General features: G+C 40.1%; 16 protein-coding genes. 9 read left to right on the top strand and 7 right to left on the bottom strand.

The genetic code is table 11. From position 1 onward, the window contains the following. Positions 1–58: 58 nt before the first annotated feature. Entirely contained in the window at positions 59–1,096 is a 1,038-nt protein-coding gene (locus ACP5NR_RS02345; protein WP_428005887.1) for an FkbM family methyltransferase, read from the bottom strand. Between the two features lie 756 nt (positions 1,097–1,852). Between ACP5NR_RS02345 and ACP5NR_RS02340 the strand changes: the two genes are divergently transcribed. The 5 genes from ACP5NR_RS02340 to ACP5NR_RS02320 all read left to right on the top strand — a co-directional run bounded on the left by ACP5NR_RS02340 (position 1,853) and on the right by ACP5NR_RS02320 (position 7,109). Next, positions 1,853–3,037 (top strand): MalY/PatB family protein, encoded by a 1,185-nt coding sequence (locus ACP5NR_RS02340; RefSeq protein WP_428004370.1) that lies wholly within the window; start codon positions 1,853–1,855, stop codon positions 3,035–3,037. Beyond that, positions 3,030–3,611: a tyrosine-type recombinase/integrase gene (locus ACP5NR_RS02335; protein ID WP_428005886.1), complete on the top strand. Its 582-nt coding sequence runs from the start codon at positions 3,030–3,032 to the stop codon at positions 3,609–3,611. The genes ACP5NR_RS02340 and ACP5NR_RS02335 overlap by 8 nt, the downstream gene beginning before the upstream one ends. An 84-nt stretch (positions 3,612–3,695) precedes the next feature. After that, the gene (locus ACP5NR_RS02330) at positions 3,696–4,574 is read left to right on the top strand and encodes a hypothetical protein (RefSeq protein ID WP_428004368.1); all 879 of its coding nucleotides are present in this window, start codon (positions 3,696–3,698) and stop codon (positions 4,572–4,574) included. After that, positions 4,571–5,569 carry a hypothetical protein gene (locus ACP5NR_RS02325; RefSeq protein WP_428004367.1) on the top strand — a complete coding sequence of 333 codons (999 nt, stop codon included), beginning with the start codon at positions 4,571–4,573 and terminating at the stop codon, positions 5,567–5,569. The genes ACP5NR_RS02330 and ACP5NR_RS02325 overlap by 4 nt, the downstream gene beginning before the upstream one ends. 10 nt (positions 5,570–5,579) lie before the next feature. Further along, the gene (locus tag ACP5NR_RS02320; protein WP_428004366.1) at positions 5,580–7,109 is read left to right on the top strand and encodes an NAD(P)H-hydrate dehydratase; all 1,530 of its coding nucleotides are present in this window, start codon (positions 5,580–5,582) and stop codon (positions 7,107–7,109) included. On the opposite strand, the gene speE is transcribed toward ACP5NR_RS02320, so the two are convergent. The 3 genes from speE to ACP5NR_RS02305 are packed head-to-tail and all read right to left on the bottom strand — an operon-like array spanning position 7,099 to position 8,886. Further along, positions 7,099–7,956: a polyamine aminopropyltransferase gene (gene speE, locus ACP5NR_RS02315; protein ID WP_428004365.1), complete on the bottom strand. Its 858-nt coding sequence runs from the start codon at positions 7,954–7,956 to the stop codon at positions 7,099–7,101. The two genes, ACP5NR_RS02320 and speE, sit on opposite strands and share 11 nt — an antisense overlap. Then, entirely contained in the window at positions 7,949–8,338 is a 390-nt protein-coding gene (speD, locus tag ACP5NR_RS02310; protein ID WP_428004364.1) for an adenosylmethionine decarboxylase, read from the bottom strand. Before speD ends, speE begins: the two co-directional genes overlap by 8 nt. 14 nt (positions 8,339–8,352) lie before the next feature. Next, positions 8,353–8,886 carry a cupin domain-containing protein gene (locus ACP5NR_RS02305; RefSeq protein WP_428004363.1) on the bottom strand — a complete coding sequence of 178 codons (534 nt, stop codon included), beginning with the start codon at positions 8,884–8,886 and terminating at the stop codon, positions 8,353–8,355. Between the two features lie 286 nt (positions 8,887–9,172). On the opposite strand from ACP5NR_RS02305, the gene ACP5NR_RS02300 reads away from it, so the two are divergent. Genes ACP5NR_RS02300 through pruA form a run of 4 tightly spaced genes read left to right on the top strand, consistent with a single transcriptional unit; the run spans position 9,173 to position 13,976 of the window. Then, positions 9,173–9,484: a (2Fe-2S)-binding protein gene (locus tag ACP5NR_RS02300; protein WP_428004361.1), complete on the top strand. Its 312-nt coding sequence runs from the start codon at positions 9,173–9,175 to the stop codon at positions 9,482–9,484. Next, positions 9,481–11,271: an FAD-dependent oxidoreductase gene (locus ACP5NR_RS02295; protein WP_428004360.1), complete on the top strand. Its 1,791-nt coding sequence runs from the start codon at positions 9,481–9,483 to the stop codon at positions 11,269–11,271. Before ACP5NR_RS02300 ends, ACP5NR_RS02295 begins: the two co-directional genes overlap by 4 nt. Further along, positions 11,268–12,410 carry an NAD(P)/FAD-dependent oxidoreductase gene (locus ACP5NR_RS02290; RefSeq protein WP_428004359.1) on the top strand — a complete coding sequence of 381 codons (1,143 nt, stop codon included), beginning with the start codon at positions 11,268–11,270 and terminating at the stop codon, positions 12,408–12,410. Before ACP5NR_RS02295 ends, ACP5NR_RS02290 begins: the two co-directional genes overlap by 4 nt. Before the next feature lie 15 nt (positions 12,411–12,425). Continuing rightward, positions 12,426–13,976, top strand: coding sequence for an L-glutamate gamma-semialdehyde dehydrogenase (pruA, locus tag ACP5NR_RS02285; RefSeq protein WP_428004358.1), 1,551 nt, complete (start codon positions 12,426–12,428; stop codon positions 13,974–13,976). Between the two features lie 18 nt (positions 13,977–13,994). Here pruA and glnA read toward each other — a convergent pair whose 3' ends face one another. Genes glnA through ACP5NR_RS02270 form a run of 3 tightly spaced genes read right to left on the bottom strand, consistent with a single transcriptional unit; the run spans position 13,995 to position 16,314 of the window. Next, on the bottom strand, positions 13,995–15,356 hold the full coding sequence (gene glnA, locus ACP5NR_RS02280) for a type I glutamate--ammonia ligase (protein ID WP_428004357.1): 1,362 nt from the start codon (positions 15,354–15,356) through the stop codon (positions 13,995–13,997). A 27-nt stretch (positions 15,357–15,383) separates the two neighbouring features. Then, positions 15,384–15,740 carry a cupin domain-containing protein gene (locus ACP5NR_RS02275; RefSeq protein WP_428004356.1) on the bottom strand — a complete coding sequence of 119 codons (357 nt, stop codon included), beginning with the start codon at positions 15,738–15,740 and terminating at the stop codon, positions 15,384–15,386. Continuing rightward, positions 15,733–16,314: a thymidine kinase gene (locus ACP5NR_RS02270; protein WP_428004355.1), complete on the bottom strand. Its 582-nt coding sequence runs from the start codon at positions 16,312–16,314 to the stop codon at positions 15,733–15,735. The genes ACP5NR_RS02275 and ACP5NR_RS02270 overlap by 8 nt, the downstream gene beginning before the upstream one ends. Positions 16,315–16,326 lie beyond the last annotated feature (12 nt).

Below are 16,326 nucleotides of genomic sequence, written 5' to 3'. Positions count from 1 at the left end.
CACCGATATCATTACTTTGCATACAAAACTGTCTCTCCCCAATCTTCAGTGTTATGTCTTAAATAAATTTGTAATCCTTATTAACAGACTTTATGTAATTCGGTATCGTGATAAGATCTTCTCCTTTGTGATAAACACAGATCGCAAGTTTGGGCTTGAACTTTTTTATCGTATTTTCTCCGCCTTTCAATGCGCCAAGTTCTGCACCTTCTATGTCCATCTTTATAAAATCAACACAATCTATCTTTTGATCTTCCACAAATTTGTCTATTGTGGTAACCTTTACCTTTTCATCTCCCGTCAAAGACAATGCTCCACCTACGCCTGCACCTTTTAACGAGAGGATAGTCTCTTTATCGCTTAATGCCATCTTTCGTGGAAAGATATTTTTAACTTTATTCTGTTTTACATTTTCTTCAAGAATTTTAAAGTTATAACTTGAAGGCTCAAACGCGTAAACTTTTCCATTTTCACCAACATATTTTCTAAACCAAAATGAGGTATCGCCGACGTAAGCCCCTACATCTAAAACGACATCTCCATTTGACGGCTCAACTGTATTTGGTATTCTGTATTGCTCTATGAGAAATGTTTCAGCGATGAGAAACTGGTTATCTATTTTTATTTTAAATCCGTCTATTTCAGCGTAAAAATCTTTGAATTTGATCGATTTTGATAATTTTTCAGATTGTTCTTTTGTTATACGAGGAGTAAACAATTCGTAAGCGGCGTTTTCTTCTAAAAACGCATAAGCGACTCTGTATTTGACAAACCAGTCGTATTCTTGCTTTGAATTTTCATCTTCTAACATATCGTAGAATTGATCAAAAGACTCAGGATATTTAACTGCGAGATTGTAAAATTCCGTACAACTTCTCTTGCCAAAGTAAGAATAATTGGAATTTTTAAATTCACTCCAATGCCTTACTATATGGATATCAAATTTTTCTAAACTTTTATTTATACTTGACTTGAGTTTGTTGATTTTGCTATTGGTAAATAGCTTATAATTAGCCATTCCTTTTTCATTTTCTCTTTCAATATATTCATAAACTTTGGACAGTGCTTCGTTGATTAAATCACTCGTGTGAGACATGAAATATCCTCCCAACATTAGAATGGAAAATTGATAATGTACAATGAACAATGTAAAAAGAATTGAAAATTGACAATGGAAAATTAAAAGAATGGAAAATGAACAATTTAAAAAATGCACAATGTATAATAAATCTACAATCGATAATCAACAGAATAGAAAATTGCGAATGGAATACAGGTAAATTATCTTGATTATTATACCAGAACCGTGAAAAAACAGATCAGCACATGATGGGACAGACGGAACTATAATCACAGCGATTCGACAATTTTTAAATATTCTTTTGAATGTTGTCGAAGGAAAGTTTTAACTTCTTATGATTTCTTCAAAAGTTAAGTGCTGCAAAATTTCTTAGATATCGTAATAAATCGTAATAAATCGATAAGATTGAAATCATCTTCTTTCCTTTAATTATAACAGAATTTAATCACATAAAGGCGATTCCTGATTACTCGGGAATGACAGTTAGAAAGCGCTTCAACTCCCACAATCAGGTCGAGGGTGATAATGCCATGAAAAATTTTTGAAATACCTCATACTGATTTATAAGTGTTGTATACTTATTTGAATATTAAAAATTATGGTTTACCTTTTAAAATAAGTAGTATACCAGATAAACCATTATAAACTAAGGGCAAAAAACGTCATGTTGGTTTTGTTTGATTTCGTGCTATAATTTTTTTAAAATCGAATTTAACATAATCTCCTTTTGTTAAATTCAAAACTCTAAATAACAACCATGGAGGATAAAAAATGGAGCGCAAACACTACAATTTTGATGAAATAATCGACAGACATGGCACAAATTCGGTAAAATGGGAAGGAATGACGAAGATGTTCAGAAGAGAAGGACTCTTTCCGATGTGGGTAGCGGATATGGACTTCAAAGTCCCTCAAGAGATCATTGACGCAATAAAAACGCGAGCAGAGCAAGGAATTTTTGGGTATACCTTCAGGCCGGAGAACTTTTACAATTCGATAATCGGCTGGATGGCGAGAAGACATGATCTTGATATAAAAAGAGAATGGATTGTCGACGGTGCCGGTGTTGTATCTGCTTTGACGATAGCGGTACTTGCCTATACAAAGCCAGGCGATGAAATCATAGTTCAACCGCCGGTTTACTATCCATTCTTCAGAATCATAAAAAACAACGGAAGGATTATTGTCAACAATCCGCTTAAATTTGAAAACAAAAGATATTCAATGGATTTTGAAGATTTAAGGAAAAAGATAACAAACAGAACAAAGATGGTAATTCTTTGTAACCCTCACAATCCTGTCGGAAGAGTTTGGAATCGTCAGGAGATTGGAGAACTTTTGAATATATGCGATAAAAACGATCTCATCCTCGCCTCGGACGAAATTCATTCTGATTTTGTTTATGAACCAAACAAGCACACTTCCGTTTTGTCTTTTGCCTCAAAGGCAAATACGGTGACATTTCTGGCACCAAACAAAACTTTTAACCTTGCAGGTATACCTTCTTCGATAGTTGTGATACCAGATAAAAGGCTAAGGGATGAGTTTGAAGTAACGCTTGAAAATCTTGACGTTGAGACATCGAACATATTTTCCATCGTTGCCACTCAGGCTGCTTACACGTACGGTGATGAATGGTTTGACGCTTTGCTTGAATATCTTACGGGAAATTTGAAATTTTTGGAATCATTTCTCGATAGAGAAATGCCAAAGGTTGATCTTGTAAAACCTGAAGGCACTTATCTTGCATGGCTTGATTTCAGGAGATTCGGGCTTTCGGATGAAAATCTCTCGAGCCTTATCATCAAAAAAGCGCATCTCGCACTTGACGATGGAAATTTGTTTGGTATCGGAGGAAGTGGTTTTCAGAGGATGAACATCGCCATGCCACGCGAGTTGCTTTTGACAGGACTTGAAAAATTGAAAAATGCCCTTGGGGATGTTGAAAATGCGTGAGGTAAGCCCAATAAAAGACGTGGAAAAAATAAGAGATGTGAAAAATTTGATGGTCGATCACGGTGATTTCAGAGATCTTCTGATATTCACGTTAGGCATAAACGCAGGCCTGAGGATATCTGATATTCTTAAATTGAAATGGGAAGACGTACTTTATGAAAATGGCAAGATAAGAGAAGAAGTGCTTGTAAAGGAGAAAAAAACAGGGAAGACAAAAAAATTTCCGCTCAACGATGCAGTCATCGACAGCATAAAGGCTTACATCAAAAAGATGCAGTCTTTCGAAATGGAAGACTGGATTTTTCCAAGCAGAAAGAAAAATGGCGGTTTAAAACCAATAAGCAGGATTGCCGCATGGCAAATGATAAACAAATATTGCAAAAGTGCAGGAATAAAGGAAAATGTCGGAACTCATACACTTAGAAAAACATTTGGGTACCATCAATACAAAAACGGAACGGATATAGCGATGCTCCAAAAAATGCTCAACCACTCGAGTCCTAAAATAACGCTTAGATACATCGGAATAGAACGTGAAGAAATGAATGAAAGGTATAAGTCCGTTAATTTGTAAGTTTACCTATATATACCTTTTAAACTTTACAATAATTTGGTATACTAAAGATTGTAATTCAACATAAGCCAACGGAGGTGCCTAATGGCAGATACAACTTACTCGGTTAAAATTGATGAGGAGTTAAAAGATCGGATCATGAATGCGATAAAAAACTCTGGAGTTACCGGAAAAGAATTTTTTTCTAAACTCATAGAAAGTTATGAAGCGCAAAACGCCGGTCACGAAGATCGTGTCAAAGAATTTTCCGAACTTGAAGGTCATCTTTCAAGGATAAAGGCTCTTTATTCGGGCTTGATAGAAGATTCTAAACTTGAAGTAGAAAGTATAAATTCAGAATGCAAAAAAGAAATTGAAGAAAAAGACAAACTGCTTCAAAACATGACCGAAAAGCACAAAGGTCTTTCAGACGAACTTTCAAAGATTAAATCCGCTTTCGAAGAAAGTGAGAATGAAAAAAACACGCTCAAGAAAAATTTGAAAGATCTAACCGAAAAAGATGAAACCAACCTTGAACTTATAAAAGAATACAAGGAGAAAATTAAAACGATCGAATCAGAAATAGAATCATGCAAAGCGATAAAAGTTGAAAATGCATCTTTAAAAACGCAAATCACAGAAATGGAAAAGCATGTTGAAGAGATTACCAGAGAAAATGAAAACCTTTCAAGTAAAGTTGAAAGTCTAAAATCGGATCTTGAAAGGATCCAATTGGATCACAAAAAAGAGATGGAAGGGATCTCGGTAAGGTCTAACATGGAATATCAAACGGGAATAATGAAGGAAAAGCAAGAATGTCAGGATCGTATAAGAACGATAATAGACGATCAAAGGAAACAGTTCGAAGAATACAATTCAACCATAAAGAAACTATACGCCCAAATAGACGAAATGAGAGAAACGATACTTTCTTTGAAAACGAAGTCCGCACAGGACAAAGCCAACGGAGGTGTCTCAAATTGAAAAGAATTCTATTCATCGTGACAATTTTATCGATTTTATCTATGGCTGTAAGCGTTGTCTCGGGACAAACCATAGAAGATCTCCTAAAATTGGCCGATAACATCTCATCCATCAACTACGTCAACAACATCTCTTCTTTAGCCGGAATAACTTCTTTTGGCATTTATGGTTCTGCCGGCTCAATGACGATCGGTTCAAATCCGCTTTCGTACATCGCAACGGGTGTTGTGAGCGTTGGCATATACAAAAACCTTAATTTAAACGTTGGAATATCATCCAACAGTGAAATTTCAATATCCGCAATCTTCGATCCGAATTCATATCAAAGAAGTCAATCTGCATTTTTATACCAATACATAAGTGATAGAAACAAACTTAGGATGGATGTGATAAATTACTTTTTCGATGCCATGAAGATGAAGACGATGATAAATTACGAAAGTGATCAATCGACTTCTCTTCAAAATCAAACCAACGTGGCCCTTATGAAATCCGAGTATGCTTACGATCTCAACATGATAAATGCGCTTTTGAACATCAACATTGACAATTTTTCATTTCCCGCTTTGAACGTTCCAAACATTCCAAAAACTTTCACACCCTACTATCAATACACTCAACCATCTCAAAATTCAGATTTATCTTTTGGAATTAACGGCTCTATGCTGCAAAATCAGAGTTCTTCGTTTTCGATTTCCGTTCAATATTCATGGAATCAGACATCGCAGCAAACCGTTCAAAATGTAGAAAATGTTCAGAAGAAGAAATATTTTGACGATATGAACATACTTGCAAATTTCGTCAATCTGTACGATTCTAAACTTAACGGACTTTTAAAAACTTACTCGACAGTTTACGGAAATTATCTTCAGGGGAAAGCAACTTCTGCCGATGTAAAAAGCATCTCAAATGATATCTCGCAATATGGATATGAAAGGGACATGTTCTGCATAGAACTTTTAAGAGAGTATTACCTTTACGAAATACTCAACTAAAGGAGATCAAATGAAAATCGTAAATGCCAATGAGATGAAAGAGATCGAATCTAAAACTTCTGAAATTTACGGTATAGACGGCGCTTTGATGATGGAACATGCGGCCTCTTCCTCTTACGCTGCCATCAAAGCAGAATTTGGAAATCTTGAGGGGAAAAGCATTCTTGTACTTGCAGGAAAAGGTAACAACGGAGGCGATGCGCTTGCCCTGGCAAGATATCTTTTAGAATCGGGGTCAACGGTTAAAGTCTGTCTTGTATTCGGTGAACCGTCGTCCGAACTTGCAAAGAAAAATCTTTATATCCTCAGAAAATTGGATGTCGAGTGCGTTGAATATTCTGAAAATTACGATCTTGCCAAAGATGTGGAAAACGCGGATATAGTTGTGGATGGAATTCTCGGAACGGGTTCTAAAGGTCAAATCGGAAAAGAATTGTCAAAAATCATAGATATCATCAATCATTCCAAGTACACGATCTCCATCGATCTGCCGACAGGAATGGACACAGACACGGGTCATGTATCCCAAAGTTGTGTAAAAGCGAATATGACGATAACATTTGGTTTTATGAAGAAAGGCATGCTTTTGTATCCGGCAAGGTTGTACTGTGGAAAGGTTAAAACGGAAAAAATAGGAATTCCAGAAAAACTCGTCGAATCGATGGAATTAAAAGGAGAAGTAACGACTTTTGACGATGCAAAAAAGATTCTTCCCGAAAGGCCTGCATTTTCTAACAAGGGCACCTTCGGAAGGGTGCTTATCATATCCGGTTCTTCAAATTATACGGGTACACCGTCAATGGTGGCGCTCGGCGCTTTGAGGGTTGGAAGCGGTCTTGTCAGCGTTGTTACCCCTTCGCCTTTCAACACGGTTGTCACGTCAATTTTACCGGAAGCAATAGCAATTCCGATTCCAGATACGGATTTCATATCTTTAAAAAGCATCAAAATTATAGACGAGATCGCGGGAAAGTCGGATGTCATTGCCATCGGGCCGGGCCTTGGCATAAAAGAAGAGAGTGAAGCACTCGTAAAATATATCCTCGAAGTATGGAAAGATAAATTTATCGTCATCGATGCCGATGGTCTTAATTTGATCTCAAAGGATGTGGATCGATATCAGTTCAACCCAAAAATGATTTTAACTCCCCATCTGGGAGAATTCGCGAGACTTACATCTAAAGATATCTCGGAAGTGATCTCAGACCCCGTAAAGCATGCACTCGAATTTTCAAAGATGAGAAATGTGAATGTGCTTTTGAAAGGGCCAACAACTGTGGTGGCAAGGCCTGAGGGAGAATACACCCTCAACATAACCGGCAACAGTGCCCTTGCCAAGGGCGGAACGGGAGACATATTAACCGGCATGATAGCAGGCTTTATGGCACAGGGGCTTTGCGCTTTTGATGCGGCCAGACTGTCCGCTTACATACATGGAAGGGCGGCAGAAATTTATTCTCAAAGCAAAAGCGAGGCCTCAATGCTTGTAAGAGACCTCGCAGATTTGATACCTCAGGTTCTAAGAGAAATCAACCGATGAGTTTTTCAAGAAAGGTTGGGATTACAAAAGCAGCATCGTGAATTTTTCGGTTATAATAAATTAAAGTACCGTCAAGCGCTTTTATTCGGGATTCTTCTCCTTTAAATGAAGGATCCGTATTTTTTGACGCGTAAGCGAAAACCCAAAAGCCGGATGGGTACATCGGCACAAAAGCAACGTACGGTTTAACAATTGAAAAAGCCTTTTTTATTTCTCCAAAGCATCTTTCCATCTCTTTGGAATCGTAAACAGGATTTTCTGCCTGAACGGACATTATCCCATCTTCTCTGAGTGCATCTCTGCATGATGCGTAAAATTCACCTGTAAAAAGCGAATTGCCGGCCCCTTTGTACGGATCTGTCGAATCGACGATTATAACGTCGTATTGATCATGTTTCCGAGCGACGAAATTCTTACCGTCTTCGTTGTAAATAGAAACGGCTGGATTGGTGATTTTCGATGCAACTGTCGGAAAATTTTCCTTGCATATCTTTATGATCTCGGGATCTATTTCAACAAGATCAACGCGTTTCACAGACTTATGCTTCAAAATTTCTCTTACCGCTCCGCCGTCTCCTCCGCCTATGACAAGTACATTCTCGGGATTAGGATGGGAGAAAAGCGGAACATGGACTATCATTTCATGGTATGTGAATTCCCATCTTTCGTTAAGTTGAACCATTCCATCCATAGCCAAAACTTTTCCCAGATCAGGAGTCGAAAAGATATCTATTTTTTGGATCGCACTCTGCTTTGAAAAATCTATTTTACTCACCCGAAATATCGTTCCGACATTTCCTCCCGCAACGGTTTCTTCAAAAAAGAAAGACATATTCTCCTTAGCCAACTTTTACACCTTCCATTTCTCCAATACCGACTTTATCGTACTCTCCTCTTTGAAGTTCAAGCACAGATTCTCTTTCAGATTTCATGACATCTTTCAGATACTCAAAGGCTTTCCAGGGATCTACAGAGTCGCCACACGTGAAAATGTCGACAGCGGCATAACCGTATTCCGGCCATGTGTGAATAGACAGGTGCGATTCCGCTATCACGACAACACCGCTAACACCGTAAGGGTTGAATCGGTGAAAAGTAGAATTAACAACGGTGGAATTTGCCTTTCTTGCAGCCGTTCTCATGTGTTCCTCAATTCCGGCTATGTCATCAAGCATAGCCACATCACAACCGTAAAGTTCAATAAGAAGATGCCTTCCGAGAGCCTTCATATGCGGCGCCTCCTTTAATCTATAGTTATCCATAACAATATGGCTTTTTTTGATTTGGAAATATTTCTTACCTGATGCTTCCTATCGGCCTTGTAATAGAAACAATCGCCGTTTCTTAATTTAAATCGTATGTCATCAAGCCACAATTCAACATTTCCGTCTATTACGTACCCGAATTCCTCACCTTCATGGTAGTTCTCCGCCAAAGTTTCTCCTTCGGGCTTTATTATGACTATCTTAGGATCTATTTTTTTGTCCTCAACGCCAGGTATCAAAAGCATCGATTTTATGCCTTCAGGTTCGTCGTAAAGCGGGACTCTTTCCTTTTTGGTAAAGACCACCTTCGATGGAACTTCTTCTGCGAAAAATTGCTTAAGACTCACTCCAAGTACGTTTAAAATTTGCTCGAGAGTAACTATGGATGGGGAAGTTCTATCCCTCTCAAGCAAAGATATGAATCCTTTTGTCAAGTCGGCCCTCTCGGCAAGTTCTTCCTGGGTGAATCCTTTCGAGAGCCTCAATCTTTTTAATTTTGCACCTATTTCCATCATAATCCTCTTTAATGATGTTAGTTTGTTTAAAATATTAAACGCTCAAACCAAGTGCACCTGCTGATAAAAGCAAAACACGTCCTCTTAAAAAAACAAATTTCTCATACCATAAATCCTATATAATTAAACAACTTGATTAGCAGCGTTAAACAGTATAACATTTTCATATTGCCTTGTCAATAGGTCGATAAAATTAAAGGTTGAATTGCGAGACTGACATATCTTATGATAAAATTGTATCAGACGTTTAAAATATAGATATTTAGAAAAGAGGAGGAAGCGTATGGAAGGAAGGATTTTAGATCATCCTATCCTTAATTTCACAAGAAAAAAACGCGTGAAGATCTTCTTTGAAGGCAATGAAATTGAAGCCTATGAAGGAGAAACTGTTGCTGTCGCTTTGCATGCCGCTGGGATAAAAGTACTCAGGTATACACCGATAAACGGAAGGCCTGCAGGATTGTTTTGCGCTGTCGGCAAATGTTCTTCCTGTCTTATGGAAATAGATGGCATGCCCAACGTTCGATCCTGTATGACAAAGGTCAAAGCAGGGATGCAAATCAGGCGCCAGCATGAAAAAGGTGATCTCGTATGAAAGAATACGATGCCGTCGTGATAGGTGGAGGACCTGCCGGAATGGCGGCGGCGGATGTACTCGGAGATCACGTAAAAACCTTGATTTTGGATGAAAACGACATGCTTGGCGGACAACTTGTAAAACAAACCCACAAATTTTTCGGAGATCATGCCCATTACGCTTCAACAAGGGGTTTTGAGATTGCCAACAAATTCATAGATAAAATTGAAAAAAAGCCCGTGGATATTTTAACTTCTTCAACGGTCATAGGTATATACCCCCAAAACACGGTGGCCTACGTTAAAGATGGACATGAAGATCAGGTGAAATACAAAAAACTCATTATAGCGACTGGGGCCATGGAAAGACAACTTCCATTTATCAATTCGGATTTGCCCGGAGTCTATGGAGCGGGCGCAGTACAGACCCTTATGAACCAATACGGCATCTTTCCGGGAAAGCGTTTTTTGATAATCGGATCCGGAAATATAGGACTTATCCTGGCTTATCAACTGGCCCAAACCGGCGTTGAGGTAAGGGCAATAGTTGAAGCACTTGACAAAATTGGAGGATACGAAGTCCATGCCAACAAGGCGAAAAGACTTGGAATACCGGTTCTCCTCAAGCATACGATAATCAAGGCAATAGGAGACGAATCTGTGCAGGGAGCCGTTATAGCAGAAGTCGATGATAAATTCAACGTCATCGCGGGAACAGAAAAGGAGATTGTCGTCGACACAATATGTATTTCAGTCGGACTTATGCCCATTACAGAACTAACCGAGCAGGCAAAATGTAAAATTGCTTACATTCCGGAACTCGGAGGATATGTGCCTGTGCGTGACGAGAGGATGCGCACGACGAATCCGGACGTTTTTGTCGCTGGCGATCTTTCATCGATAGAGGAAGCCACGACTGCCATGATAGAAGGTAAATTGGCCGCCATGCAGATAGTCGAAGATGTGAAAAACATCGATTTGGAAAAAGAAATTTCGAACGAAATTAAAACACTTGCCATTTTCAGAAGCGGACCAAAATCGTTAAAGATAAGATCGGGTCTCGAAAAAATGGGTATAGTAACACCTCGAATAGAAGTGCCGAAATTTTCTCCCTTACCAAATTCAGAAAACGGCAAATTACATGCCGTTGTAGAATGCACAGAAGAAATTCCCTGTAATTCGTGCGAATCGGCATGTAAATTTGATGCCATAAAAGTGGGCGAGAACATAAACACACCGCCTGTATTCGATCTATCAAAATGCACCGGCTGTGCCGTATGTGTGACAGCCTGTCCGGGTCTTGCAATTTTCATGGAAAAATCAGACGAATCGCCAAATGCAACGCTTGGAATACCTTACGAATTTCTGCCTCTGCCCAAATCCAACGAAAAAATGTGGGGAATGGATAGAGACGGGAACTACGTGTGCGATCTTACTGTTAAAAGAGTCGTCAAAAACCCCAATAAAACGCATATCGTGTACGTTGAACTGCCAAAAGAATTTGTCGACGTTGTGAGACATGTGACTTATCCTCAAAAAGAAAGCCCGTTTGTTTGCAGATGCGAAGAAATAACCGTCGATCAGATAGAAAAGGTGATAGATTCCGGCATAACAGACTTTGAGGAAATAAAGAGAATCACAAGAGTCACCATGGGGCCATGCGGAGGTAAAAATTGCAAAATGATAACCCTTGGCATAATCTCAAGAAAAACAGGCATACCGATATCCAAACTTTCACACGGGACATCAAGACCACCGGTAAAGCCTGTGGAATTTTCCGCTTTTCTAAGAGGTGATAAAAAATGATGAAACATGCCTCTGTTGTCGTCATTGGTGGTGGCATAGTGGGAAGTGCGATTGCCTTCAATTTGTTGAAGATGGGAACGAAAAACGTATGTGTGATCGAAAAGTCTTATGTATCGTCAGGGTCAACAGGAAGATGCGCGGGTGGCATACGTCAGCAATGGTCTTCACCCATGAACGTAAAACTCGCCATGAGAAGCGTAAAACTCTTTGAAGAATTTGAAAAGGATGTTGGGATGGATATAGAATATTATCAAGGTGGCTACCTGCTTTTGGCTTACACCGATTCCGAAGTTGACGATTTCGAAAAAAACGTGAGAATGCAAAAATCTCAAGGCCTTGATGTGGAAATATTAACTCCAAATCAGATAAAAGAAAAATTTCCGTTCATAAACATCGAAGGCATAAAACTGGGCAGTTGGTGCCAGAGCGATGGCCATGCGAATCCACAACTTGCCAACATAGCGTATGCGATTGCAATAAGAAAGATGGGTGGAGAATTTTTGACGCATACGACAGTCGCGGGCATAGATGTGCAAAACGGACAAATAACAGGCGTCCAAACGGACAACGGATATATAAACACCCAGACCGTCGTCGATGCGGCCGGTTTTGAATCACCGAAGATAGGATCGATGATCGGAGTTGATATTCCGGTTCACGGAGAACGCCACCAGATACTCGTAACTGAGGCAGTCAATCATTTTCTCGATCCGCTTGTCATAAACTTCAACCACAATTATTACGTTCGGCAAACGCATCATGGATCCTTGATGATGGGACAGGGTGACGCCAATCCCGCAAGTGGAGAAGATCTCGGAAACACCATCGAATTTTTAGAGGAAATGTCTGAAAAAATGATAAAAGATTTTCCTCTGCTTAAAAATATTCACATAGTAAGACAATGGTCAGGCGCCTACGATATGTCTCCGGATGCCCAGCCCATAATAGATGAAAGCAAAGATATCTCCCGTTTTATATACGCAACGGGTTTTAGCGGTCACGGATTCATGTTGGCACCAGCCGTCGGTGAATCTGTTGCAGAGATGATCATCCATGGTCGGACCATCACAACAGATGTGAGCAATTTAAAAATGGATAGATTCACAATCGGAATCGAAAGAGAACATAACGTCGTTTAAAGGAGGAAAGATCAGATGAAACTCGAAGCATTCAGGAACATGAGAATTCTTGATTTTAAATCCCCACAGGATAAATCAAAGATGGAGGAAGCACTGAGCAAATCAAGATCTCAATTTGGAAAAACTTACAAAGCGTTTATAGGCGGAAAATGGATAGATACCGGTGATAAGATAACTTCTGTCAATCCGGCAAATCCGTCAGAAATAGTCGGATACGTTGCGAATTGCACTGAAAAAGAAATTGATATGGCTTTCGATGCGGCAGAAAATGCTTTCAAAGAATGGAGATTCTCCAAAGCCTCCGAGAGGGCAGCGTATCTTGTGAAAATCGCGAAGATCATGGATGAAAGCAGATACGAACTTGACAGTTGGATGGTCTACGAAGTCGGTAAAAACTGGATAGAAGCCGATGGAGACGTGGCCGAGGCGATAGATACGCTGAATTATTATGCCCATGAAGCGTTGAGATATTCGAAAGGGTATAAACCTTATCAGGTTTACGGAGAGAAAAATGAAGTTAAATATGTTCCGATAGGAAGCGGTGTCGTCATTCCACCGTGGAACTTTCCAGTTGCCATACTGACCGGCATGACCGCTGCCGCCATAGTTGCGGGCAACACAGTGCTGCTGAAGCCTGCCTCTATCGCTTCTGTGATAGGCGCAAAAGTCGCAGAGATCTTCTCGGAAGCAGGTCTGCCTAAAGGCGTTTTCAACTTTGTTCCGGGATCCGGATCGAAAATTGGAGACTATCTTGTCAAAAGTCCAAGAACGCGTTTTATAGCCTTTACAGGTTCAAAAGATGTGGGTTTACGAATAAACGAACTTGCCGCAAAACATCAGGAAGGGCAAAAATGGATAAAGCGTGTCATACTTGAAATGGGTGGAAAAGATGCCATCGTTGTGGATGAAACTGCCGACCTTGACGCTGCGGCGGAGGGCATAGTGGTAAGCGCTTTTGGAAATCAGGGCCAAAAATGTTCTGCCTGCTCAAGAGTTATAGCAGTTGATGCGATCTACGACAAATTGATCGAAAAAATAACTGAAAGGGCAAAAAAGATAAAAGTTGGAGACACTTCCGATTTTGAAAACTGGATGGGGCCGGTTTCAAGTGATGAGGCTTTCAAAAAGATCACTGGATACATAGAAATTGGTAAAAAAGAAGGAAAATTGGTGCTTGGAGGAAACAGAATCGGGAATGTCGGATTTTTTATAGAACCGACGATCTTTGCCGAGGTTGGACCTAATTCAAGAATAGCACAAGAAGAAATTTTTGGGCCGGTTTTGTCGGTTATAAGGGCAAAAGATTTTGACGATGCCGTTAAAATATTCAATTCAACCGAATATGGTCTAACCGGAGGTGTTTACACGAAAGATAAAAACAGGATAAAAAGGGCAAAAGCGGAATTCAACGTTGGAAATCTTTACATAAACAGAAAGATAACGGGTGCCCTCATTGGTGTTCAGCCTTTCGGGGGATTCAACATGTCCGGTACCGATTCCAAGTCCGGCGGGCGAGATTATCTGCTGCTTTTCCTTCAAGCAAAATCGATATCAGAAAAAATTTAAGGCGGTCATTTGACCGCCTTAAATTCCAAAATAAAGTTCATACTCTATCGGATTTGGTATCGAATTGACAATCCTTATCTCTTTTCTCTTTTTTTCTATCCATGCCTCTATCAGATCTGACGTAAAGGCCGGAGAAAGGAATTCATGGTCTTTTTCAAGTGCGTCAAGAGATTGATCAAGACTCGTCGGCAGATCCGGTACGTTGGACACGTCTTCTCCGTTGAAAGGACCAAATCCTGCTTTTTGAGGATCGAGATCGTTTTTTACCCCGTCTATTCCGGCAAGTAACATCGCGGCCATTGCGTAATGTGGGTTTGCGGTTGCATCTGGCATTCTGAATTCTATTCTTCTGACTTTTCCGTCGTTGACGTAGGCCGGAATTCTTATTGCTGAATCCCTATTTCCGAGTGCAAAGGAAGGCTTCGTCGGCGCTTCAAAACCGGGAACAAGCCTTTTGTAGGAATTTGTCGATGGGTTTGTGAAAGCCATGACCGCCGGAGCATGTTTTAAAAGGCCGGCTATGTAAGAAAGCGCCGTTTTTGAAAGTGAATAAAGTCCGTTTGGATCATCAAAAACATTCTTTGTGCCTCTGGCAAGATATTGATGAACGTGCATACCGTTGCCGGCATGATCGTGAAGTGGCTTTGGAAGAAAACTGGCAACATACCCGTAATCGTTGACCACATTTCTGACAACGTATTTAAGCATGGGTATCCAATCGGCAGCCTCCAAAGCGTCAAGCAGTTGAAACTCTATCTCAAACTGTGAGATCCCAACTTCATGATGGTGGTACTTTATCGGCATCCCAATTTCGGTCAAAATCGAAACGATCTCGTTTCTCATGTCATAAGTTGAATCAAAAGGCGGAAGCACATGATACCCTCTGTCATTGGGAATTGCGGGTTCATCCATCACCGGCCAGTTCGTTTCATCACTTTTTATCTTAACGTATATGGCCCTTTCCGATACCTCATGCGTTATGCTTTTGAAGATGTTGAATTCCATTTCAGGTCCAACGATCATCTTGTTTGCGATCTCAAGTTCCTTTACATGTTTGAGGGCGTTTTTAAGGACATTTCTTGGATACCAGTTGAAGGCCGTTTTGTCCGTCAAGATGACATCGCATAAAACAGAAAGCGTTTCATCCGCGAATGGATCTTCCGCAACGGTTGACAAGTCAGGAACAGTTATCATATCGCTGAAAGTGGTATGCATGTAACCGAAGTTTGACGCATCAAAACCCACGCCGTCCGTCAAAACGGAAGGGGTGACGTAACTCGTCGGCAAGGTTACATGCCTTAACCCTCCATTTATGTCGTAAATCTTCAAATCAAGATACTCGTAATCCTTAATCTTTTTGAAAAATTCTTCTGAGTTCATTTGCTTTTCCTCCTCATATTTGTATTTTCATTGCCCGTATTTCGGGATAACACATATGAATTCGATGGCACCACCCTCAGCGCAGAATTGATGCAATTCGTTGGGCGGGACGAAAACGTAGTCTCCACCTTTTATCGGTTTTTCACCTTCTGAGGTTTTTAAAATTCCATTTCCTTTCAAAATGTAAACTTCGTGTTCCCATGGATGTGCATGGTTTGGAGTAAATCCACCTGCCTTTATTTTGAAATGCCTCATGATGTAATTCGGGGCACCTTCTTTCAAACCTATAAGTACACGTTTTTCAACTCCTCTTGCATTTTGACCATCGTCTATTATCTCTGCCTTAACATCTTCGTGCTTCCCAACTAAAATCAAATCATTCACCTACCTTCCAGCAATCTTTGCATCTTGGTTCATACCTTACCTTGACATCTGAACCTTCGACCTTGAAAATCGGATCTTTCGTCGATGCGGGCACCCATTCTCCATCTTTCATTATAAGCCTTTGAGTAAGGGTAGCATCTTTACCGCAGACGACGCAAACAGCCTTCAGAAGTGCTATTTCATCTGCCATGGCCGCTATTTTCATGACATTATCGAATGGCTCAGATCTGAAATCGAGGTTAAGGCCGGCGACTATCACATCTGTCCCAGCATCGATGAATTTTTTCACCACGTCAACGAGATCTGATTCGAAAAATTGAATCTCATCGAAAGCAACGTAATCAAGTTTATCATCCAAGTACATTTGAGCGTCACGCGCTCCTGAAACGATCTTGGCTTCAAGATGAGTTCCAGCCCTTGAAACCACTAATTCTTCAGCATTTCGAGTATCAGAAGAAACCCTGAATATGATCCCGTTTTGCCGTGCTATCTTTCTCCTCATAACCCTTCTTATAAGTTCTTCGGTCTTTCCAGAATACATAGGTCCGATGACAACTTCAAGAGTTCCTTTCAAAACAAACACCTC

Source organism: Athalassotoga sp. (assembly GCF_049965695.1).
GTDB lineage: Bacteria > Thermotogota > Thermotogae > Mesoaciditogales > Mesoaciditogaceae > Athalassotoga.
This window is presented reverse-complemented; position numbering and strand designations above follow the sequence as displayed.